The organism is Actinoplanes sp. NPDC051537 (assembly GCF_055586105.1).
The window spans coordinates 24,563-46,914 of record NZ_JBVJIU010000035.1; the positions used below are offsets into that span (position 1 = coordinate 24,563).

General features: G+C 71.7%; 18 protein-coding genes and 1 pseudogene. 8 read left to right on the forward strand and 11 right to left on the reverse strand.

Annotated features, from left to right (window positions below):
- Positions 1-13: 13 nt before the first annotated feature.
- Entirely contained in the window at positions 14-2,371 is a 2,358-nt protein-coding gene (locus ACZ6TB_RS47695) for an ATP-binding cassette domain-containing protein (protein ID WP_465568168.1), read from the reverse strand.
- Between the two features lie 56 nt (positions 2,372-2,427).
- Positions 2,428-4,107 carry a glycosyltransferase gene (locus ACZ6TB_RS47700; protein ID WP_465568171.1) on the reverse strand — a complete coding sequence of 560 codons (1,680 nt, stop codon included), beginning with the start codon at positions 4,105-4,107 and terminating at the stop codon, positions 2,428-2,430.
- A gap of 30 nt (positions 4,108-4,137) precedes the next feature.
- On the opposite strand from ACZ6TB_RS47700, the gene ACZ6TB_RS47705 reads away from it, so the two are divergent.
- Positions 4,138-4,440: an ArsR/SmtB family transcription factor gene (locus ACZ6TB_RS47705; protein WP_465568173.1), complete on the forward strand. Its 303-nt coding sequence runs from the start codon at positions 4,138-4,140 to the stop codon at positions 4,438-4,440.
- A gap of 3 nt (positions 4,441-4,443) precedes the next feature.
- A complete protein-coding gene (locus ACZ6TB_RS47710) occupies positions 4,444-4,938 on the forward strand; it encodes an SRPBCC family protein (RefSeq protein ID WP_465568176.1) in 495 nt (164 codons plus the stop codon).
- Here the strand turns inward: ACZ6TB_RS47710 and ACZ6TB_RS47715 are convergent.
- From ACZ6TB_RS47715 to ACZ6TB_RS47735, 5 genes are all read right to left on the reverse strand, one after another.
- On the reverse strand, positions 4,928-5,290 hold the full coding sequence (locus ACZ6TB_RS47715; protein ID WP_465568179.1) for a nuclear transport factor 2 family protein: 363 nt from the start codon (positions 5,288-5,290) through the stop codon (positions 4,928-4,930). The genes ACZ6TB_RS47710 and ACZ6TB_RS47715 overlap by 11 nt on opposite strands.
- A 1-nt stretch (position 5,291) precedes the next feature.
- Positions 5,292-5,624 (reverse strand): cupin domain-containing protein, encoded by a 333-nt coding sequence (locus tag ACZ6TB_RS47720; RefSeq protein ID WP_465568182.1) that lies wholly within the window; start codon positions 5,622-5,624, stop codon positions 5,292-5,294.
- Between the two features lie 10 nt (positions 5,625-5,634).
- Entirely contained in the window at positions 5,635-6,153 is a 519-nt protein-coding gene (locus tag ACZ6TB_RS47725) for a pyridoxamine 5'-phosphate oxidase family protein (RefSeq protein ID WP_465568185.1), read from the reverse strand.
- Positions 6,154-6,161: 8 nt separating this feature from the next.
- On the reverse strand, positions 6,162-6,848 hold the full coding sequence (locus tag ACZ6TB_RS47730; RefSeq protein ID WP_465568188.1) for a polysaccharide deacetylase family protein: 687 nt from the start codon (positions 6,846-6,848) through the stop codon (positions 6,162-6,164).
- A 147-nt stretch (positions 6,849-6,995) separates the two neighbouring features.
- On the reverse strand, positions 6,996-8,279 hold the full coding sequence (locus ACZ6TB_RS47735; protein WP_465568190.1) for a citrate synthase: 1,284 nt from the start codon (positions 8,277-8,279) through the stop codon (positions 6,996-6,998).
- A gap of 164 nt (positions 8,280-8,443) precedes the next feature.
- On the opposite strand from ACZ6TB_RS47735, the gene ACZ6TB_RS47740 reads away from it, so the two are divergent.
- The 6 genes from ACZ6TB_RS47740 (at position 8,444) to ACZ6TB_RS47765 (ending at position 16,304) form a co-directional block, all read left to right on the forward strand.
- On the forward strand, positions 8,444-9,292 hold the full coding sequence (locus ACZ6TB_RS47740) for a universal stress protein (RefSeq protein WP_465568193.1): 849 nt from the start codon (positions 8,444-8,446) through the stop codon (positions 9,290-9,292).
- A 38-nt stretch (positions 9,293-9,330) separates the two neighbouring features.
- Positions 9,331-11,571, forward strand: coding sequence for a putative bifunctional diguanylate cyclase/phosphodiesterase (locus tag ACZ6TB_RS47745; RefSeq protein WP_465568196.1), 2,241 nt, complete (start codon positions 9,331-9,333; stop codon positions 11,569-11,571).
- Between the two features lie 215 nt (positions 11,572-11,786).
- A complete protein-coding gene (locus ACZ6TB_RS47750; RefSeq protein ID WP_465568221.1) occupies positions 11,787-12,548 on the forward strand; it encodes an exodeoxyribonuclease III in 762 nt (253 codons plus the stop codon).
- Between the two features lie 85 nt (positions 12,549-12,633).
- A complete protein-coding gene (locus ACZ6TB_RS47755) occupies positions 12,634-14,328 on the forward strand; it encodes a PP2C family protein-serine/threonine phosphatase (protein ID WP_465568198.1) in 1,695 nt (564 codons plus the stop codon).
- Positions 14,329-14,333: 5 nt separating this feature from the next.
- Positions 14,334-15,332 carry a cobalamin B12-binding domain-containing protein gene (locus ACZ6TB_RS47760; protein WP_465568201.1) on the forward strand — a complete coding sequence of 333 codons (999 nt, stop codon included), beginning with the start codon at positions 14,334-14,336 and terminating at the stop codon, positions 15,330-15,332.
- 96 nt (positions 15,333-15,428) lie between these two features.
- Positions 15,429-16,304, forward strand: a complete 876-nt coding sequence (locus ACZ6TB_RS47765) for an alpha/beta fold hydrolase (RefSeq protein WP_465568204.1) — start codon at positions 15,429-15,431, stop codon at positions 16,302-16,304.
- A gap of 370 nt (positions 16,305-16,674) precedes the next feature.
- On the opposite strand, the gene ACZ6TB_RS47770 is transcribed toward ACZ6TB_RS47765, so the two are convergent.
- From ACZ6TB_RS47770 to hrpA, 4 genes and pseudogenes are all read right to left on the reverse strand, one after another.
- The gene (locus ACZ6TB_RS47770; RefSeq protein WP_465568207.1) at positions 16,675-16,917 is read right to left on the reverse strand and encodes a hypothetical protein; all 243 of its coding nucleotides are present in this window, start codon (positions 16,915-16,917) and stop codon (positions 16,675-16,677) included.
- Positions 16,918-17,225: 308 nt separating this feature from the next.
- A complete protein-coding gene (locus ACZ6TB_RS47775) occupies positions 17,226-17,993 on the reverse strand; it encodes a LamG-like jellyroll fold domain-containing protein (protein ID WP_465568209.1) in 768 nt (255 codons plus the stop codon).
- A gap of 75 nt (positions 17,994-18,068) precedes the next feature.
- Positions 18,069-18,458, reverse strand: a complete 390-nt coding sequence (locus ACZ6TB_RS47780) for a DUF6401 family natural product biosynthesis protein (RefSeq protein ID WP_465568212.1) — start codon at positions 18,456-18,458, stop codon at positions 18,069-18,071.
- 75 nt (positions 18,459-18,533) lie between these two features.
- Positions 18,534-22,295: pseudogene (gene hrpA / locus ACZ6TB_RS47785) on the reverse strand (ATP-dependent RNA helicase HrpA); the annotation flags it as partial.
- Positions 22,296-22,352 lie beyond the last annotated feature (57 nt).

Consider the following 22,352-nt stretch of genomic DNA (forward strand, 5'->3'; position numbering starts at 1 on the left):
GGGTTGCATCGAGCTAGGCACCGATATACGCGGCCAGATGCTGACCGGTGAGCGTCGAGCGATCGTCGACCAACGAGGCCGGCGTCCCCTCGAAGACGACCCGCCCACCGTCGTGACCGGCCCCCGGGCCGAGGTCGACGATCCAGTCGGCGTGCGCCATCACGGCCTGGTGGTGCTCGATGACGATCACCGACTTGCCGGCGTCGACCAGGCGGTCGAGCAGGCCCAGCAGGTTTTCCACGTCGGCCAGGTGCAGACCGGTCGTCGGCTCGTCGAGGATGTAGACGCCGCCCTTCTCGCCCATGTGGGTCGCGAGCTTCAGGCGCTGCCGCTCGCCGCCGGAGAGGGTGGTCAGCGGCTGCCCGATGGTCAGGTAGCCGAGGCCGACGTCGGCCAGGTGCGACAAGATCTTGTGGGCGGCCGGCGTCTTGGCCTCGCCGTCGGCGAAGAACCCGACCGCCTCGCTCACCGGCATGGCCAGCACCTCGCTGATGTCCTTGCCGCCCAGGTGGTACTCGAGCACCGACGCGTCGAACCGCTTGCCCTCGCAGACCTCGCAGGTGGTCGCGATGCTCGCCATGATCCCGAGGTCGGTGTAGATCACGCCGGCGCCGTTGCAGTTCGGGCACGCGCCCTCGGAGTTGGCGCTGAACAGCGCCGGTTTCACGCCATTGACCTTCGCGAACGCTTTGCGGATGGGTTCGAGCATGCCCGTGTACGTCGCCGGGCTGCTCCGCCGCGAGCCCCGGATCGCGCCCTGATCGACCGTCACCACGCCCTCGTGCCCGGAGACCGAGCCGTGGATCAGCGAGCTCTTGCCCGACCCGGCCACCCCGGTGATCACGACCAGCACGCCGAGCGGGATGTCCACGTCGACGTCCCGCAGGTTGTGGGTGGACGCCCCGCGGATCTCCAGCGCCCCGGACGGCTTGCGGACGTCCGGCTTGAGCGTGGCCCGGTCGTCGAGGTGCCGCCCGGTCAGCGTCCCGCTCGCGCGCAGCTCGTCCACGGTGCCTTCGAAGACCACCTCGCCGCCCCCGCTGCCGGCGCCCGGCCCGAGGTCGACCACGTGGTCGGCGATCGCGATCGCCTCCGGCTTGTGCTCGACGACCAGCACCGTGTTGCCCTTGTCGCGCAGCTGGACGAGCAGGTCGTTCATGCGCTGGATGTCGTGCGGGTGCAGGCCGATCGTGGGCTCGTCGAAGACGTACGTGACGTCGGTGAGCGCCGAGCCGAGGTGCCGGATCATCTTGGTGCGCTGCGCCTCGCCGCCGGACAGCGTGCCGGACGGCCGGTCGAGCGACAGGTAGCCGAGGCCGATCTCGACGAACGAGTCGAGGGTCTCGCTCAGCGCGGTCAGCAGCGGCGCCACCGTCGGCTCCTCGAGCCCCCGGACCCAGGTGGCGAGGTCGCTGATCTGCATGGCGCAGCAGTCGGCGATGTTGACCCCGTCGATCTTCGACGAGCGGGCCTCGGGCGCCAGGCGGGTGCCGCCGCACTCGGGGCACGAGGTGAAGGTGGCGACCCGCTCCACGAAGGCCCGCAGGTGCGGCTGGAGGGCGTCGATGTCCTTGGAGAGCATGGACTTCTGAATCGACGGGACAAGCCCGGCGTACGTCAGGTTGATGCCCTCGATCTTGACCTTGGTCGGCTCCTTGTAGAGGAGGTCGTTCAGCTCCTTCTTGGTGTACTTCTTGATCGGCTTGTCCGGGTCGAAGTAGCCGACGCCGCGGAAGATGCGGCCGAACCAGCCCTCCATGCTGTACCCGGGGATCTTGATGGCGCCGTCGTTGATCGACTTTTCCTCGTCGTAGAGCTCCGCGAGGTTGATGTCGTTGACCGAGCCGCGGCCCTCGCAGCGCGGGCACATGCCGCCGAGGATGCTGAAGCTGCGCCGCTCCTTGACCTGGCCGCCGCCCTTGTTGAGGGTGACCGCGCCGGCGCCGCTGACCGAGGGCACGTTGAACGAGAACGCCTGCGGCGAGCCGATGTGCGGCTGCCCGATCCGGCTGAACAGGATGCGCAGCATGGCGTTGGCGTCGGTGGCGGTGCCGACCGTGGAGCGCACGTCGCCGCCCATCCGCTCCTGGTCGACCGAGATGGCCGTGGTGAGGCCGTCGAGCACGTCGACGTCGGGCCGGGCCAGCGACGGCATGAAGCCCTGCACGAAGGTGCTGTAGGTCTCGTTGATCAGCCGCTGCGACTCGGCCGCGATGGTGCCGAAGACCAGCGAGCTCTTGCCCGAGCCGGAGACGCCGGTGAAGACGGTGAGACGCCGTTTCGGGATCTCGACGCTGACGTCCTTCAGGTTGTTCACGCGCGCGCCGTGCACGCGGATCAGGTCGTGGGAGTCGGCGGCCTGCGTCATCATGTCTCCAGTCCGGTCGGCCGATGGCGTCTGACCACTCTAGTGGCGTCGGCCAGGCGTTACTTATCCAAAGCGATCCAATCCCGTACGGGTTTCGCGCCGTCCTCGGCGGCGAGACGGGCGGCCAGCGCCTGGGCCCGCGCGGCGTGATGGGGATTGCCGATGATCGCCGACAACGCGGACGCCAGCCGCGCCGGCGTCAGGGCGGCGAGCGGGATCGGCGGCGGCGCGACCCCGAGCCTGTGCAGCCGGGCCGCCCAGAACGACTGATCGGCCAGCACCGGCACCGCGACCGCCGGCCGCCCGGCCCGCAGACCGGCCGCCGTCGTGCCCGCCCCGGCGTGGTGCACCACGCCCGCCATCAGCGGGAACAACCGGTCGTGCGGGGCCGGGCCGATGCTCAGCACCCGGTCGGAGGCGCCGGCCGCGAGACCGGACCAGCCGGCCTGGAGCACGACCCGCACGCCCGCGCGGCGGGCCGCCTCGACCACGATTTCGGCCAGGCGCGCGCCCTGGCCCGGAACCATGCTGCCGAAGCCGGCGAAGATCGGCGCGGGACCGGCCGCCAGGAAGCCGGTGAGCGCGGCCGGCGCCTCCCATGCGGTGGGCACCGGCCACCAGTATCCGGTCACCCGCAGGGCGGCCGGCCAGTCGCGGGGGCGGGGCACGACGGCGGGGCTGAAGCCGTGGAAGGTCGGAGCCTGCCATTCCTGGGCCGTCCGCAGCGCCGAGAGCGACGTGCGCGGCAGTCCGAGGTCGCGACGAAGGGCGCGGATCGGGGCGGCGTAGAGCGGCTCGATGGCCTTTGTCGAGGCGTGACCGGCGGCCAGGTTGAGCAGCGGGCCGAACGAGCGGCCCCCGGTCAGGACGGGCGCGAACGCGCGGGTGGGGTGGATCGGCTGGAGGAAGACGGCGGCGCGGCGGATCCCGTGCGCGTCGGCCACCTGGTACCCGAGCGGCGCCACCATCGTCGAGAGGAGCAGGACTTCCGGGCGTACGGAATCCGCCGCCGTCGCCAGCCCCGGCCCGAGCGAGGCGATGAGGGGTCGCGCGAGCACCGGCCACCAGTATCCGGTCACCCGCAGGGCGGCCGGCCAGTCGCGGGGGCGGGGCACGACGGCGGGGCTGAAGCCGTGGAAGGTCGGAGCCTGCCATTCCTGGGCCGTCCGCAGCGCCGAGAGCGACGTGCGCGGCAGTCCGAGGTCGCGACGAAGGGCGCGGATCGGGGCGGCGTAGAGCGGCTCGATGGCCTTTGTCGAGGCGTGACCGGCGGCCAGGTTGAGCAGCGGGCCGAACGAGCGGCCCCCGGTCAGGACGGGCGCGAACGCGCGGGTGGGGTGGATCGGCTGGAGGAAGACGGCGGCGCGGCGGATCCCGTGCGCGTCGGCCACCTGGTACCCGAGCGGCGCCACCATCGTCGAGAGGAGCAGGACTTCCGGGCGTACGGAATCCGCCGCCGTCGCCAGCCCCGGCCCGAGCGAGGCGATGAGGGGTCGCGCGATGGCCGCCTGGCGGGCGAGCGCGAGCGGATGCAGACCGCCCGGAGTATGCGCCAGCGTCGCCCGCAGATCGCCCGGCAGCGGCCGGAATCCGAGGCCGGCGCCCTCGACCAGCGACCGGAACGGCTCGTGGGTGGCGATGGTGACGTCGTGGCCCGCTTCGCGCAGCCGCGCGCCGAGGCCGGTGTAGGGCGCCACGTCGCCCATCGAGCCCGAGGTCGCGATCAGAACGGTTGCCACATGCCCCTCCGGTTATATAACGTTCGAGGCATGGACGCGCTGACCGCCATCGCCGAGCCGACCCGCCGGCGCATCGTCGACGCCCTGCGCGTGCGCGAGTGCAGCGTCTCCGACCTGGTCACCATGCTCGGGATGAGCCAGCCCGCGGTCTCCAAGCACCTCGGCGTCCTGCGCGCGGCCGGGGTCGTCACCGCCGACCGGGCCGCCCAGAAGCGGATATACCGGTTGAACCCGGAGCCGTTCCGGGAGCTCGACAACTGGCTCGCCCCCTATCGCAGTCTCTGGACCAGGCATCTGACCGCCCTCGAAGACCATCTCAACCGAAAGGGATGAGCCATGCAGGCCGATATCGTTCCCACCGGCGAGACCTGGACACTGATCTTCATCCGCGAGCTGCGCCAGCCCCCGCGCGAGGTCTGGACCGCGCTGACCGATCCCGGCGAGCTCGACCAGTGGGCGCCGTTCGCCGCCAAGTCCTCGCTGGCCGTCACCGGCGACACCACGCTCACCATGATCGACGGTGACGAACGGCAGGACCTTCCCGCGACCGTACGCGCGGCGGCCGAGCCGACGTTGCTGGAGTACACCTGGGGCGACGACGTCCTGCGCTGGGAGCTGGAGCCGGCCGGCGACGGCACCCGGCTCACCCTGCGGCACACGCTGTCCCGCCCCGGCATGGACGCGATGGTCGCGGCCGGCTGGCACCTATGCCTGGACGTGCTGCAGCACCTGCTCGACGGCGAGCCGGTCGGCGTGATCCGCGGCCGGGACGCGCTCGACCACGGTTGGGAGGAGCTGCGCACCGGCTACGAGAAGCAGTTCAGGCGCTGAGCTTCGCCGCCATCGCCTCGCCGAGGGCCTGGACGCCGCTGAGCGGGCGCACCATCACCATGAAGTCGTCGATCTGGCCGGCCGCGTTCACGTGCAGGAAGTCGCAGCCGGTCAGCGACCGCTCGCCGATGCGGGCCTCGAAGACGAGCGCCGCGTCGTTTCCGGCCGCGATCTCCCGTACGTACCGCAGATCCTCGAAGACCGTGAAGACCGCGCGCAGGATCGTCTCGACGGCGGGACGGCCCCGATGCGGCTTGTACGCGACCGGGCTGTGGAACACGACGTCGTCGGCGAGCAGCGCGATGGCCGCCTCGATGTCGCCCTTCTCGACGGCTTCGCGGAACTCGTGCATTTCAGCTCCCGACAAACTCGATCTCGGCCTGCTCACCGTCGGCGAGCAGGTAGTAGGCCAGGAACGTCACGCCCTCGCCGGTGGCGTCGAACCGGGCGACCCGCGCGCCCTCGGGCTCGTGGAAGACGTCGCCGGGATTGAGGGTGCGGGCCGGCTCGCCCTCGATCTGGTAGATCACCGAGCCCGCCACCACGCTGCCGAAGACCGGCCCGTTGTGCACGTGCAGCCCGGCCACGGTCCCCGGATCCATCCGGATCTCGCGCACCTCGACCCGGCGGGTGGCGCGGTCGGCGGGCAGGGTCACGTCGAGCACGATCTCGCGGGAGATGGTCACGACCCGGAGTCTAGGGCTCGGGGAATGTCCACCGGGTCGCGCCGTACGGCTCCTCGGTCGCCACCCCGACGATCGAGGTGTGCGTGAGCCGGTAGAGGTGCCACGGCGGCGGCCCGGCGCTCGGCGCGCTGAACGGGGCGGTGAGCGCGTCGCCCTCGACCTGGCAGGGCCAGCCGCCCTCGCGGTAGGCGGCGGCGAGCCGTTCCAGCGTCGCGGCGTCGGTGACCCGCGCGGCCGTGCCCTCGAGCACGACGTCCATGCCCGGCAGCCGCACCGAGATCGTGCAGCGCGGGTTGGCGGCCAGGTCGCGGGCCTTGCGGGCGCCCGGCCCGCTGGTGAAGTAGTAGTAGCCGTCGTCCCACTGGGCGCCGACGCCGGCCGCGTGCGGGGTGCCGTCCGGCCGGCAGGTGCCGAGGAACTGCGTGATGTCCGGCGACGCCGGCGTGGCGATGATGGCCTGGGCCCGCGTCCAGTCCAGCGGCGGGTTGCCGTAGATGTCGAGGTTCGTGGTCTCGGTCGGTTCGCTCATGCCATGGATCATCGTGCCCGCCCGACCAACTCGGAAACGGTGACTGCCCGCAGCTTGTCGAGCGCGCCGAGCAGCTCGTCGGTGGTCCGCACCACGCCCTCCCGCTCGGGCGTGCCCTCGTGCAGCACCACGATCGACCCCGGCCGGATGCCCGGCAGCAGCGAGGAGGCGATCCGGTCGTCGGCCGGCCCGCCGCGGTTGCCGGCCACCAGCGTGCCCAGCACGGCCCGCAGGTTCTGCCCGGCGGCCGAGCGCAGCATCCGCGGCGTGAACACCCCCGACCCGGGACGGAACCAGCGAACCGGTCCATGCGGGGAGAGCAACTCGGTCGTACGGGCGAGATCGCGCCGGAACTGCGGATCCGGGATCAGCACCGACCGCTCGTCCCGCATGAGGTGGTTGGCGATCTCGTGCCCCGCCGCCGTGATCGCGCCGACCAGCTCGGGGTACTTCTGGACCCGCTCCCCCACCAGGAAGAACGTCGCCTTGGCGCGGTGCCGCGCGAGCACCTCGAGCAGACCGGGCGTGCTTCCCGGCCCCGGCCCGTCGTCGAAGGTGAGCGCGAAGACGGGCTCGTCGGTGTCCACGTACCAGAGGACGTCACCGGGGATGACGCGCGAGATCACCCTGGTGGCCGGCTCCCGCCATCGATGAACAACATTGACGGGCCGGGGTCCGGCCGGTGTCGTAGCCATGAACAAAGGGTAGTTCGCGGGCGGGTGCGGATGAGCGTGTGGACGGTGTGCCCCCGGACCCGACCATCGAGCGTTTCTGATGACGCTGCTGAAAAATGCGAAACGCCCCGCCGCACGAGAGCGGCGGGGCGTTTTCGGGAGTGAGATTTATCGCTTGTCGATCGCGACGAACTCGCGCTCCGCGAAACCGGTGTAGAGCTGACGCGGACGGCCGATCTTCGTGGCCGGGTCGGTCATCATCTCGCTCCACTGCGCGATCCAGCCGGGCAACCGGCCGATCGCGAACAGAACCGTGAACATCTTGGTGGGGAATCCCATGGCCTTGTAGATCAGGCCGGTGTAGAAGTCGACGTTCGGGTAGAGCTTGCGGCTCACGAAATAATCGTCGCTGAGCGCGATCTCCTCGAGCTGGAACGCGAGGTCCAGCAGCGGGTCCGGCTTGTCCAGGGTGTTGAGCATCTCCTGGGCGGCCTTCTTCACGATCGCGGCCCGCGGGTCGTAGTTCTTGTAGACCCGGTGGCCGAAGCCCATGAGCTTGACGCCCTTTTCCTTGTTCTTCACCCGGGTGACGAACGAGTTGACGTCGCCGCCCTCCTTGCGGATCTGCTCGAGCATCTCGAGCACCGCCGCGTTGGCGCCGCCGTGCAGCGGGCCGGAGAGGGCGTTGATGCCGGCCGAGACCGACGCGAACAGGTTGGCCTGCGCCGAGCCGACCAGCCGGACCGTCGAGGTCGAGCAGTTCTGCTCGTGGTCGGCGTGCAGGATGAAGAGCATGTCGAGGATCTTCGCGATCTTCGGGTCCACGTCGTACTGCACGGTGGGCAGTCCGAAGGTCATGCGCAGGAAGTTCTCGACGTAGTCGAGGCTGTTGTCGGGGTAGGGCAGCGGGTGGCCGATGCTCTTCTTGTACGCGTACGCGGCGATGGTCGGAAGCTTCGCCATCAGACGGATGCCCGAGATCTCGACCTGCTCCGGATCCAGCGGATCGAGCGTGTCCTGGTAGAAGGTCGACAGCGCGGTGACGGCCGAGGAAAGAACGGCCATCGGGTGGGCGTCGCGCGGGAAACCGGAGAAGAACGAGCGCATCTCCTCCTGCAGCAGGGTGTGCACCCGGATCTTGTCGGCGAAGTCCTTGAGCTGTTCCGGGGTCGGCAGCGCGTCGTGCATCAGGAGGTAGGAAACCTCCAGGAACGTCGACTTCTCGGCGAGCTGCTCGATCGGAAAACCGCGGTAACGCAGGATGCCCGCGTCGCCATCGATGTACGTGATCGAGGACGTGGTCGACGCCGTGTTCACGAAACCCTGGTCGAGGGTGACGAAGCCGGTCTCCTTGAGAAGGGCACTGACGTCGATGCCGCCGGGACCCTCGACAGCCTCACGTACCGGCATCGACAACTGGCCACCCGGGTGGTCGAGCTTGACATCCGTCATGTATTTCCCTCACTTCACCGGCAGATGTCCACAAGAATTTGTCGTTCACCGTAAACCCTCAACCTGAATGGGTCATCAGGCGGCCACCCGCTGAGGGATTGATCACGAAGAGTGGCGCTCTTGCATAGATAATGGTGCACAGTCTCAGTGCGGAGGTGCGACCCGTGCGGAACCCTGTCGTGGTAGGTGTGACCGGCACGCCGGCCGGCCTGTCCGCCGTGCGGCTGGCGGCACGGGAGGCGGTCTCCCGAGGCTGTCAGCTCCGAGTGGTTCACGCGTTCACCTGGCCCAGTCCTGGCCCGCCGGGCGCCGGGCTCGACTACGACCGGGCTCGCCGGGCCGCCTCACAGGTGGTCGACGAGGCGGTCGCCACCGCCCAGCGTTCCACACCCGGCGTCCGGGCCGTGGGACAACTCGTGGACGGGTTGCCCGATCGGGTGCTGTTGCGCCTGAGCCACACGGCCGCCCTGCTCGTGCTGGGTGACGACGACCTCGCGATCACTCCCCGGCTGCCGCCCGCCTCGGTGCTGGTGCAGACGGTGGCCCGCTCGTGGTGCCCGGTGGCGGTGTCCCGCGGGCCGCGCCCGCCGCGCGGTGCGGTGCTGGTCGCGGTGGACGGCTCGCGCTACGGGCAGCTGGCGCTGCGGCACGCGGCGGCCGAGGGGCGGCGCCGGCGGATCCCGGTCGAGGTGGCGCACGTGGTCCGCGAGTACGGCGGCCGGTACGAGGAACAGGGCCGCCGGCTGCTGACCGAGGCGCTCGAGACGATTCCCGAGCTCGCCAAGGTCCGGGTCCGCCTGCTGGCCGGCGCCCCGGGCCGGACGCTGGTGCAGGCGTCCCGCCGGGCCCGGGTGATCGTGATCGGCGCCCGCGGCGAGCACGAGACCGGCCCGCTCGGCTCGGTCGCCCGCGAGGTGCTGCACCACGGCGCGTGCCCGGCCGTCTTCGTGCACGGGCGGCCGGCGCCCGGTCAGCGCGCGGGGGCCGGGACGACCAAGGCACTGGCCCATTGAGCTAATAACGGGGCGGAATCCGCCGATCTGAACCGTTGATGACCGGATTGTGGCGCCTGTTCGCTCTCGGCGGGGTGACGGCAACGGCCGTGTACCTGCTGGACCTCTCCCCCGCGGTGAACAGCGCCTGCGCGCTGCTCCTCGGTGCCGGCACGATCGTGGCCTGCTACGCCGGGCCGCGGCGGCTCGGCGCCGAGCCTCGCCGTGCCTGGCGCCTGATCGGGGCGGCCGCGCTGGTCTTCCTCATCGGCGTGGTGCTGCGGCCGGTCGTGACCGACGCCGGCCTCCCGCTGATCGCCGACTGCTTCACCGTGCCCGGCTACGTCCTGCTGTGCGCCTTCTTCTTCTCGCTGCTGCGGGCCCGGCAGAGCCTCGAGTGGCACACGGTGCTCGACGGCCTGATCGTGTGCCTGTCCAGCGGCCTGGCCAGCTCGCTGCTGCTCGCGGTGCCGGCCCTGGACACCCCCGGCCGCTCGCCGGTCGTGTCGGCCCTGGCCGGGCTCTATCCGCTGTTCGACGTCGTGGTGCTGATGCTGGTGCTGAGCCTGACGTTCACGGCCCGGCTCTGGCCGTTCAGCCTCGTCACGATGCTGGGCACGATGGCGATGCTGCTGACCGGCGACCTGGCGTACGCGATCATCGGCGTCTCCGGGCATCTCTACACCTCGCCCCTGCTCGACGTGCCGTTCCTCCTCGCGTACACCCTCCTCGGGGTCACCGCCCTGCACCCCTCCGCGGTGATGCTGGGCCGCCCGGCCCGCCCCCCGGTCCCGGCCTGGTCGGGGCGCCGCATGGCGCTGCTGATCCCCGCCCTCGCCACCCCGTTCGCGCTGGTCGTGGTCATCGGCGACACCGAGGAGCACCGGTGGATCATCGCGGTCACCGGCGCCGTGACCGTCTCCCTGCTGCTGCTGCGCGCGATCGCCGCGGTGAAGGCCCAGGCCAACGCCCAGCACTACGCCGAGCATCAGGCGACCCACGACTCGCTGACCGGCCTGCCGAACCGCCGCATGATCACCGACGAGGTGGCCCGCCTGCTCGGCCTGCTGCCGCCCGGCGGCGACCAGGTCTGGGTGGTGCTGCTCGACCTCGACGGCTTCAAGTACGTCAACGACACCTGGGGCCACGACACCGGCGACCGCCTGGTCATCGAGGTCGGCGAGCGGCTGCGCGAGCGGGTGCACGCCGACGTGCCGGTCGCGGCGCTCGGCGGCGACGAATTCCTGCTCGCCTGCATCGGCGACAAGGCCTGCGCCGACGAGCTGCTGGCCGCCGCCCGGGGCTGCTTCGACCGGCCGTTCGTGGTGCGCGACGTCGAGCTGAGGATCAGCGCCTCGATGGGCATCGCGTCGGCCGCCGCCGACGGCGACGCCGAGGAGCTGATGCGCGACGCCGACACGGCCATGTACCAGGCCAAGTCGGAGGGGCCGGGACACGCCACGCTCTTCGACCGGTCGATGCACGACCGGGTGCGGGAGCGGATCGAGCTCGAGATGGCGCTGCGGCGCGCGCTCGGCGACGGCGAGCTGTGGGTGGCCTACCAGCCTCTCGTACGGATGGAGACCGGCCTGCCGGTCGGCGCCGAGGCGCTGTGCCGCTGGGTGCACCCGACCCGGGGCGCGATCTCGCCGGCCGTGTTCATCCCGCTCGCCGAGGACGCCGGCCTGATCGGGGCGATCGGCACCTACGTGCGCCAGGAGGCCCTGCGGCAGCTCGCCGAGTGGCGGGCCGACGGGACCGTCGACGACGACTTCTACCTGTCCATCAACGTCTCGGCCAAGCAGCTCACCGACCCCGACTTCCCGCTCGTGGTCTCGGCCGAGCTGCTCAGCCTCGGCGTGCCGGCCCGCTGCGTGGCGCTGGAGATGACCGAGACCGTGATGGTGGACGGCTCCGGCGCCACCTCCCGGGTCGTCTTCGAGCTGCGCGAGCTGGGCGTGAAGCTGCTGATCGACGACTTCGGCACCGGCTTCTCCGGCCTCGGCTACCTGCGTCGCTTCCCGGTCACCGGCGTCAAGATCGACCGCTCGTTCGTGGTCGGCCTCGGCACCGACGAGGAGGCCGCCGAGATCGTCCGGGCCATCGTGGCGATGAGCCAGGCGCTGCGGCTCAGCGTGATCGCCGAGGGCGTCGAGACCCGGGTCCAGCGGGACGCCCTGGCCGCGATCGGGGTGGTCAACGGCCAGGGCTGGCTGTGGGGCCCGGCGGTGGCGCCGGCCGAGTTCGCCTCGCACTGGCACGTGACCGGCACGGCGGCGACGCTCGCCAAGACCGACTGAAAATCGGACCTCTGGCGGTTGCCGGGTTTCTCGGGCATCATTCGGAGCCTGACGTAACCCCCGTCACACTTTCGATCGGAGGATCATGATCGCGCTGGTCAGCGTTCTGCTCATGCTCACCGTGGGTCTCGCCGCGGCGCTCATGACGGCGGTGCGGCGGTCCTGATTTTCCCGGCATGATGCGGCAGGCTGGGCTGATGCGCCCCGCTCAATCACTGCGATTCGCCACGTGGAACGTCAACTCGGTCAAGGCCCGGCTGCCGCGGCTGCTGGAGTGGCTCGACATCACGAAGCCCGATGTGGTCTGCCTCCAGGAGACCAAGGTGCCCGCGGACGGGTTCCCCGCCATCGAGGGGTACGACGTCGCGGCGTACGGGCAAGGTCGCTGGAACGGTGTGGCGATCCTCTCCCGCGTCGGCCTCGCCGACGTGCGCAACGGCTTCCCGGGCGAGCCCGGCTATCCCGATCCCGAGGCCCGGGCGGTGTCGGCCACCTGCGGGGACATCAGGTTCATGTCGGTATATGTGCCCAATGGGCGTACGCCCGAGGACCCGCACTACCAGTACAAGCTGACCTGGCTCGCGGCGTTGCGCGCCGCCCTGGCCGATGACTTCGCCGCCGGCCCGCTGGTGGTGGCCGGTGACTTCAACGTCGCGCCGACCGACGACGACGTGTGGGACCCGGCCGTCTTCGTCGGCTCGACCCACGTCACCCCGCCCGAGCGCGAGGCCCTGGCCGCGATCCGCGACCTCGGGTTCCGCGACATCGTCGGCCGGCCCCTCAAGGGCGACCGCCCGTTCACCTATTGGGACTACCGCGCCGGGATGTTCCACATGAACAAGGGCATGCGGATCGACCTGGTCCTGGCCAGTCCCGGCGTCGCCTCCCGGGTGACGGACGCGGTGGTCGACCGCGAGGCGCGCAAGGGCAAGGGCCCCTCCGACCATGCCCCGATCGTGGTCGACATCGACGGCTGACCGCCCCGCTCGCCGAGCCGTCCCGAGCCGGACGAACTAGGGTGGGCGCTGACGATCAACGGCGGCGGGGCGTTTGGAGGGGATCATGACTGCGCAGTCGCCGGCCTCGGCCGGCGAGGTCCGCACGGGCGGGCCGGCTCCCGCGGTGCCCCGCGCCGCCGTGCCCCAGGATGCGGTGCCCCGCGCCGCGTCGCCCCGCGCCGTGCATCTTCGCGCCCCGCTTCTTCGGGCCGCGCTCGACGCCGCCGGGGAGGCGGTCGTCCTCTGTGGCACGGCCGACGACACGATCCTGCTGGTCAACGCCGCGGCCGCCACCCTGGTGCCCGGTCTCGCCGCCGGTGACTCGGCGGCGGCCGGACCGCTCGGCGGGATGGCCGCGGCGATCGCCGGCGGCGCCGACACGTTCACCGACGAGCACCGGGGACGGCACCTCGCCGGCCGCCGGCACCGGCTCGACGCCGACCACTACGGCTGGTTCCTGCGGGACCGGACCGACGAGGTCGAGCGGGCCGCGGCGCTCGCCCGCGAGCGGGCCCGCACCGCGTTCCTGGCCGAGGCCGGGCGACGGCTGGCCGGGTCCTTGCATCAGGGACGCTGCCTGCGTACGACCGCCGAGCTCGCCGTCGCCCACCTGGCCGACGCCGCCGTGGTGATCCAGCCCGCCACCCGCCGCCGCAGCAGCTGGGTGCGGCTGATCGCGGGCGGGACGATCGAGGAGGGCTCGGCCGACGAGACCGCGCTGTCCGACGTGCCCGGCCTGGGCGAGGTGCTGGGCGGCTTCCCGCCGATCCCGAGCCGGTGGCTCGACGCCGCCCAGGCGCCCACGTGGCTCGGGCTCGGGCCGATCGGGGCGCTGCTGGTCACGCCGCTGCCGGGCAACGCCGAGCCGGCCGGGGCGCTCATCCTGGCCCGGCGCGAACCGTTCACCGGAGAGGACGAGGTGCTCGCCCGCATCTTCGCGGCCCGGGCCGGCGCCGCGATCTCGGCCGCCGCGCTCTACCGCGAGCAGGTCGACACCACCGCGGTCCTGCAGGCCGACCTGCTGCCGCCCGAGCTGCCCCAGCCCGACGGCATCGAGCTGATCGGCTCGTACCAGGCGGCGCACGACTCGCTGCGGATCGGCGGCGACTTCTACGACGTGTACGGGCCGACCGGCGCGGCGCCCGACACGATGATCGCGCTCGGCGACGTCTGCGGCACCGGCCCCGAGGCGGCCGTGCTCACCGGCAAGGTCCGCCAGACGCTGCGCGCCCTGCGCCTGGTCGGCGCCGAGCCGGCGGCCATGCTGCGGGTGCTCAACGAGGCGCTGCTGCAGTCCGGGCGCCAGCACCGGTTCGTGACCATGGTGGTGGGCTCGGTGCGGCGGGCCGAGCACGGGCGGGTGCGGCTCACGCTGGCGACCGGCGGGCATCCGCCGCCGCTGGTGCTGCGCGCGAACGGCACGGTCGAGGAGGTGCCGGCGAGCGGCACGCTGATCGGGGCGGTTCCGCGGACGGTGGTACGCCCGGCGGACGTCGAGCTGGCGCCCGGCGAGATCTGCCTGCTCTACAGCGACGGCCTGACCGAGGCGCGCGGCGGTCCCAGCGGCAACGAGCAGTGGGGCGAGCCCCGGCTGCACGCGGCGCTCGCCAGCTGCCGGGGCCTGCCCGGGACGGCCACCGTGGAGCGGCTGCGCCAGCTGGTGTCCGACTGGATGCGCGGCGGCGCGCGGGACGACATCGCCATGCTGGCCGTACGCGCGCCGAACCGCACCCCGCTGAGCCTGGCCCGCGCTTCATGACGACGATGACAACAGTCGCCGACGACTACCTCTCCCTGGTCGGCGACGGCGACGAGTTCGGCGCGGTCGAGGTGGTCACCGGCCTGCTCGACGCCGGGGTGCCGCCGCAGCGCGTGATGATGGACCTGATCGGTCCGACGCAGACCCGGGTGGGCGAGCTCTGGGCGGCCAACGAGTGGTCGGTGGCGCGCGAGCACGCGGCGACGGCGACCAGCGAACGCGCGCTGGCGGCGGTGGCGGCGAGATTTCCCGTACGCCCCACCCGCGGCCGCATCACGATCGCCTGCGTGGACGGCGAGTGGCACGCGCTGCCGGTGCGCCTGCTGGCCGAGATGCTCCGCCTCGACGGCTGGCGCGTGGACTTCCTGGGCCCGAGCGTGCCCGGCCCGCACCTGGTCACCCACCTGCACCAGACCGGCCCCGACGCGGTCGCCCTGAGCTGCATGATCGCGACCCGCCTCCCCCGCGCCCACGCCGCCATCACGGCCTGCCGCACGGCCGGCGTCCCGGTGATCGCCGGCGGCCGCGGTTTCGGCCCCGGCGGCCGCTACGCCCAGATCCTGGGCGCCGACGCCTGGGCCGCCGGCGCCGAGGAGGCGGTCACCCGCCTGGCCGCCGGCTGGCCCCCGCCCACCCCGCGGGACCCCCTCTTCCTGGGCGACGACGAGTACACCTTCGTGGTCCGCTCGCGCCCCACCCTGCTGGCGACGTCCCTGGCGTCGCTGGCCGCCACCTACCCGGAATACCGGAAATATGACGACCGCCAGCTCGACGCGACCGCCGAGGACATGGGCCACGTGGTGGATTTCCTGGCGGCGGCCCTGTACGTGAGCGAGCCCCGCATCTTCACCGATTTCGTGGACTGGACCGCCGAGGTGCTGCGGGCGCGGGGTGTGCCGCGGGCGGCCCTGCGGGTCGGGCTGCAGATGGTGCGTGCGCAGCTATCGGATTACCCCCGGTGTTTGTCGATGTTGGATGGCGGGCTGGCCCGGATCGAGGCCTGATCGTTCCCCGCGCCGGTCACCGGACGCCCTCCATCCTCACGCACCCAGCCGACGGGCCCTCCGCAAAGTGTCGGTGGTCGGCGCTAGGGTGCCCGCATGGTTGACGCCGACGAGCGATTTGTGACTTCCGGGCCGCTGCGGATCTGGACCGAGCGGGTCGGCGATCCCGGGCGTCCCGCCGTCTTGATGATCATGGGCTCGGCCGCGCAGAGTGTCTTCTGCCCCGATGCGCTGGTCGGCCGGCTCGTCGAGCGCGGGGTTCAGGTGATCCGGTTCGATCATCGGGATACCGGGCGGTCGAGCGTCGTCGACTTCGATACGCAGCCGTACGCGATCTCGGACATGGCTCGCGACTGCCTGGCGGTGCTGGACGGTTACGGGCTGGAGTCCGCCCACGTGGCGGGGGCCTCGCTGGGCGGCATGCTCGCGCAGTGGCTGGGGGTGCACGCGAGCGACCGGGTCCGGTCCTTGACAGTGATGTCCAGCTCGCCGATGGGCCATGATCCGAGCCCGGTCTGGGCGCGGGCGCGGGCCGGGGAGCCGGCCGACCCGGACGATCTGCCGCCGCCGACGCCGGCGTTTCTCGCGCACCAGGCCGCCGGGCTGCCGCCGGGCGTGGAGTCCGACATGGCCTTGTTCCGGGTCTTCAACGGGCCGGTTCGGCCGTTCGACGAGGCGGGCGCCCGGGCGACGCTGGAGTTGGCGCTGTCGCGGGCCACCGACCCGGCGGCCGCGGCCCACCATGGGCGGGCCGTGTGGCGGGACGACCCTGACCTGCTGGCCCCGCTGTCGTCGATCACCGCGCCGACGTCGATCGTGCACGGCGACCAGGACCCGATCTATCCGCTCGGCCACGCCGAGGCCTTGGCCGCCGCCATTCCGGGCGCGGTACTGCACGTCGTGCCCGGGATGGGCCACACCATGACCTCACCCGGCCTCCCCGAGGAGGTCGCCGACCTGATCCGGCTGTGATCCCCGGCCGACCGACAGGCAGGCATGCGGGCGGGCCGGCAGGCAGGCGGGCCGGCAGGCAGGCGGGCCGGCAAGCCGTCGGGCGGGGCAGGCAGGCGGGTCTGGCAGGCGGGCAGGCAAGCCGTCGGGCGGGGCAGGCGGGCCGGCAGGCAGGCGGGCCGGCAGGCAGGCGGGCCGGCAGGCAGGCAGGCAGGCAGGCCGGCAGGCAGGCCGGCAGGCAGGCAGGCGGGCCGGCAGGCAGGCAGGCAGGCGGGCCGGCAGGCAGGCGGGCAGGCAGGCAGGCGGGCCGGCAGGCAAACCCGCACCGGCAAACGGCCGCGCGCTCGCCGGAGTCGACGATCGCGCGGCCGGTATCTCGTGCCGGGTCTCTCTAGCTGCGGCGGAACGCGTAAGAACGCGACTTCCCCCGCGCACCCGTGCGGGCGTGGTCTCGTTCGGAGCGGCCGCGGGCGGCCTGGCGGCCGTCGCGGGCGCCGTGGTGGGTGGACAGGCCGGTGCCGGCGTCGGGCCGGTCGGCCGCGGAGCCGTCCGCGGCGGGCCGGGACAGACCGGCGGCCAGGTCCTGCTTGGCCAGGTCGTCCTGGTCGACGTGGACGGAGAAGTACGGGGGCATACAGACCTCCTTGTCGCCCGGCCGAGCCCGCCGCCGTGCCGGGCAGGGCATGGCGGGGCGTGGCAGGGGCAGGGTGGAACCGTGGAAAGAGAAGAGAGATCGCTCCGGGCGTCGGCACATCGGCGTCTCCACGGCGGACCAACCCGCCGGAGCACCCGGAGCCGCGCGGCCGCGACGTGGCGGCCTCAGAGGCATCAGAAGATCATGCGAACACGCTAGCCCGGACCCCAGGGTCCGCGCGACCGATTTAACGCGGCACAAAGGACGGCCCGGCGGCAACTGGCCGCCGGGCCGGAAAACGGAACGGATCAGCCCAGCTCGGCGTACACGTCGTCGAGGAGGCCGTGGTACATGTCGCTGCGGGTGTTGAAGTTGGGGCCGCCGATGCGCAGCGGCGACGTGTTGGAGATGGAGAGCGTCGCCGGGATCGCCGTCGAGCCCTTCTGCACGCCGTCGATGTAGACGGCCAGCAACGTGCCCGAGCGCTGGCAGAACACCTTGTGCCAGACGCCGTCGCTGATCGGAGCGGCGGACCGGGCGATGTACGCCGTCGCCGAGCCGACCCCGGTCACGACACACTGGGCGCGGCCCTGGGTGGCGCCGACCTGCATCTTCCACTGGCTGCCGGTGCCGGCCACGCCCTTCTGCATGATGTTGGCGGAGCCGCGGACCTGAGCCTTGGTCAGGTGGACCGTCGCCGACCAGCGGAACGGCCGCGTGCCGGGGTTGAGGTCGGCGTCGCTGGCCGCCTCGAGCAGGCCGCGCGGGCAGACGGTGGCGGTGGTGGCGCAGACGTCGGGGAACGCGATGTACTGCCCGCCGGTCGCGCCGCGCAGGAAGCGGATCGTCCCGGCATCGGCGCCCCGGACGGTGAGCGCGGGCCCCCGGCCCGAGGTGTCGGCGATCTTGCCGCCCACGGCGCCGGCGTCGAAGTTCCAGCGGGCCACGAGCGCGGGCCCGGTGGGGGCCGGGGCCGTCGTGGTGGCGGGCGGCGTGTCGGACGGGGCGGCCACGGCCGCCTGCATGGCAAAAGCCGGGACAAGAAGCCCGGCCATCACCGCGAGTGCGATCTTCATACTTAAGAGACCGCCGCTACATCGAATCGTTACCCGAAAAATCAGGATAAAAGGGGTACGAGGTCCGCGGCCCCGTCACAGCAGGTTGGACGCCTCGGCCAGGGCACAGACGCCGAGCAGGCGCAGCAGGTGCCACTCGCTCGCCATCCAGTCGGACGGGCGCTGGGGCGCGAGACCCGGCGCGGGCAGCTCGCGGCCACCCCGGCGGGCCGCGAAGACGATCGACTTCGCGTACGCGGCCAGGCCCTCGGCATCCACCGAGCGCGACGCGTCCGCCATGGCGTCGCGCACCGCGGCCGCGTGCTGGTCGACCAGGGCGAGCAGGCCCGGGTCGGCGAACGCCGCGGACAGGCCGTCGACGCCGACCCGCGCCATCATCTCGTCCAGCAGCACGGCGGCGGGGGTGAGAACACCAGCGGTCGCGTCGGCGGAAATCGGGGCGAAGGCGAGGAATTCGTTCGTCATGGCCAGAACGCTAGGGCCTGGGTTCGCGCCACGACAGGGGGGTAACCGAACGGCACCCGAGCGCCTACGAGCCCGCTACGCCGGGAGCTGGTCCATCGCCTTATATATCCTTTTGTCCGATATCGGATAGGCGGTGCCGAGCGACTGCGCGAACAGGTTGATGCGCAGCTCCTCGATCATCCAGCGGATGGCCACGACGTCGTCCATCGGGCCGAGCGACGCCCGGATCTCCCGGTACTCCGACTCGATCTCGTGGATCTGGGCCATCAGCTGCCGGTCGCGGGCGACGTTCGACCCCACCCGGTCCAGCCGGTAGACGATGCCGCGCAGGTACCGCGGCAGGTGGTGCATCTGCCGCCAGCCGGTCTCGGTGACGAACCCGGCGTGCACGAGGCCCTTGAGCTGCTGCCGGATGTCGGCGAGCGCGGGGATCAGCTGCGGGTCCTTCAAACCCTTCAGGCGCTGATCGACGTCGTACGCCGTGGCCAGCACCGCCTGCACCTCGGTGACCAGCCCGGCGACCGCGTCGACCAGGTCCTGCCGCACGGTGTCGCGCAGCGACGCGAACTCGATCGACGACCAGACCGGACCGCCCGCGTCGGCCACCAGCTGGTCGGCCGCCGCGCCCGCGCAGTCGTCGAGAAGATCGGCGATCGACCGGTACGGGTTGGCCCGCGACAACTCGAGCTTGGCCCGGTTGTCGAGGCGTCCCTGCAGGTAGCGCGCGGCCGGCGGGAGCGTCAGCAGCAACAGCCGCCGGGTGCCGGCCCGCATGGCGACCCGCTGCTCGGCCTCGGTCTCGAAGACCTTCACGGCCACGCTGTCGCCCTCGTCGACCAGGGCCGGATAGACGCTGACCTGGTAACCGCCGCGCACCTGCTCGATCCGCCGGGGCAGGACGCCGAAGTCGTTGGCCACGATCCCGCGCCGCTCGATGTTGCCGGCCGCGGCCGAGATCGTCTGCTGCACCTTGGGCGCGAGCCGCCGCCGCAGGTCGTCCAGATCGCGCCCGGCGCCGAGCAGGTCGCCCGCCTCGTCCACGACCCGGAAGTTGACCCGCAGATGGGCCGGCACCTCGGCCGGCCGCCAGGCGTCGTGCGGCACGACCGTCCCGGTGAGCCGCCGCAGTTCGTTGCCGATCGCGTCCGGCAACGGCCCCCGGCGGGCGGGCACCCGGTCGAGAACGGCGTCGGCCCAATCCGGCACCGGCACGAAGTTGGTCCGCAGCGCCTTCGGCAGCGACCGGATCAGCGAGATCACGACGTCCCGGCGGAACCCCGGCACCGACCACCCGAAATCGTCGGCGTCGAGCTTGTTGAGCAGCGGCAGCGGCACCTCGACGGATACGCCGTCGGCATCGGAGTTCGGCTCGAACGCGTACATGAGGGGAAGCCGTACGCCACCGGCCAGCCAGGCGTCCGGGAAGGCGTTCGGGTCGACGGTGTCGCGCCCGGCGTTGACCAGCAGGTCGCGGGTGAAGGTGAGCAGTTCCGGATCGTCGCGCCGCGCCTTCTTCCACCACGCGTCGAAATGGCGCGTCGTCACGACCTCGGCCGGGATCCGCTCGTCGTACAGGCGGAAAACGGTTTCGTCGTCGACCGCGATGTCCCGCCGCCGCGCCCGGTTCTCGATCTCCTCGATCCGGTCGAGCAGTTTGCGGTTCTCGTCGAAGAACTTGTGGTGGGTGTCCCAGTCGCCCTCGACCAGCGCGTGCCGGATGAACAGCTCGCGGCAGAGCACGGGGTCGACCCGGGCGTATCCGACCCGCCGCCGCGGCACGATCGGAAGGCCATAGAGCGTGACTTTCTCGTACGCCATGACGGCGCCCTGCTTCTTCTCCCAGTGCGGTTCGCTGTAGCTGTGCTTGACCAGGTGCGGCGCGAGTTTCTCGGCCCACTCGGGCTCGATGCGCGCGTTCACCCGCCCCCACAGCCGGCTGGTCTCGACCAGCTCGGCCGACATCACCCAGCGCGGCTGCTTCTTGAACAGCGCCGAGCCGGGGAAGATGGCGAACTTCGCACCGCGCGCGCCGAGATATTCGCGCTTCTCCCCCTCCTTCAGCCCGATGTGGCTGAGCAGGCCGGACAGCAGCGCGGTGTGCACGTGCTGCCCCTCGGCGACCTCCTCGCGGTCCTCGGCGAGCGTCAATCCGAGAGTGCGCGCCACCTGGCGCAGCTGCGCATAGATGTCCTGCCATTCGCGTACGCGCAAATAGTTCAGGAACTCGGACCGGCACAGCCGCCGAAAAGCGTTCCCGGACAGTTCCTGTTGCTTCTCGCGCAGGTAGCGCCAGAGGTTGAGGTAGCTGAAGAAGTCCGATTCCTTGTCGGTGAAGCGCGCGTGCTTCTCGTCGGCCTGCTGCTGCTTGTCGGTCGGGCGCTCGCGCGGGTCCTGGATGGACAGCGCGGCCGCGATCACCATCACCTCGGTGACGCAGTCCTGCTTGTCGGCCTCCATGACCATGCGGGCCAGCCGCGGGTCGACCGGCAGCTGGGCGAGCTGGCGGCCGAGCGGGGTGAGTTTCCGGTCGTCGAGCGCGCCGAGCTCCTCGAGCAGCTTGACGCCGTCGGTGATGTTGCGGCGGTCCGGCGGGTCGATGAACGGGAACTTGGCGAGGTCGCCCAGCCCGAGGTTGGTCATCTGGAGGATGACGCTCGCGAGGTTGGTCCGCAGGATCTCCGGCTCGGTGAACTCGGGCCGGGTCTCGAAGTCCTCCTCCGAGTACAGCCGGATGCAGATGCCGTCGGCGACCCGGCCGCAGCGGCCCTTGCGCTGGTTGGCGCTGGCCTGCGAGACCGGCTCGATCGGCAGCCGCTGCACCTTGAGCCGGTTGGAGTAGCGGCTGATCCGGGCCGTGCCGGGGTCGATGACGTAGCGGATGCCGGGGACGGTCAGCGAGGTCTCGGCGACGTTGGTGGCCAGCACGACACGGCGCCGGCTGTGCCGCTCGAACACCTTGTGCTGCTCGGCCGCGGACAGCCGCCCGTACAGGGGAACGATGTCGGTGTTGCGAAGATCGCGCTTGCCCAGCGCGTCGGCCGTGTCGCGGATCTCCCGCTCGCCGGAGAGGAAGACCAGGATGTCGCCGTCGCCCTCGCGGCCCAGCTCATCGACCGCGTAGGCGATGCCGTCGACCTGGTCGAGCGGCTCCTCGGTGTCGTCCTCGGCTGCGGTCACCAGCGGCCGATATCGCGTTTCGACCGGAAATGTCCGGCCAGTCACCTCGATAACCGGAGCCGGCTTTCCGGAAATGTCCGAAAAATGCTCGGCAAACCGCTGCGTCTCGATGGTCGCCGACGTGATGATCAGCTTCAGGTCGGGCCGGCGCGGGAGCAGCTCACGCAGATAGCCCAGGATGAAGTCGATGTTGAGGCTGCGCTCGTGCGCCTCGTCGATGATCAGGGTGTCGTAGCGCAGCAGCGACCGGTCGTTCTGGATCTCGGCCAGCAGGATGCCGTCGGTCATCACCTTGACCAGCGTGTCGTCGCCGACCTGGTCGGTGAAGCGCACCTTGTAGCCGACGGTGGAGCCGAGCGGCCGGTCGAGCTCCTCGGCGATGCGCTCGGCCACCGTGCGGGCCGCGATCCGCCGGGGCTGGGTGTGCCCGATCTGGCCGCGCACGCCGCGGCCGAGCTCGAGGCAGATCTTGGGGATCTGGGTGGTCTTGCCCGAGCCGGTCTCGCCCGCCACCACCACGACCTGATGGTCGCGGATGGCGGCGAGGATGTCGTCCTTGCGCTGGCTGACCGGCAGGGACTCGGGATAGGTGATCTTCGGAACCGAGGCGAGGGGCGCGTCCCGACGGACGCGCGCCCTTGTGGCCTCTGTCCTCGCTTCTGTGAAGAAGGGTTCTCAGGGCGCCCCCTCCTTTTTCTTTCCGGTGTCGTCCCAAAG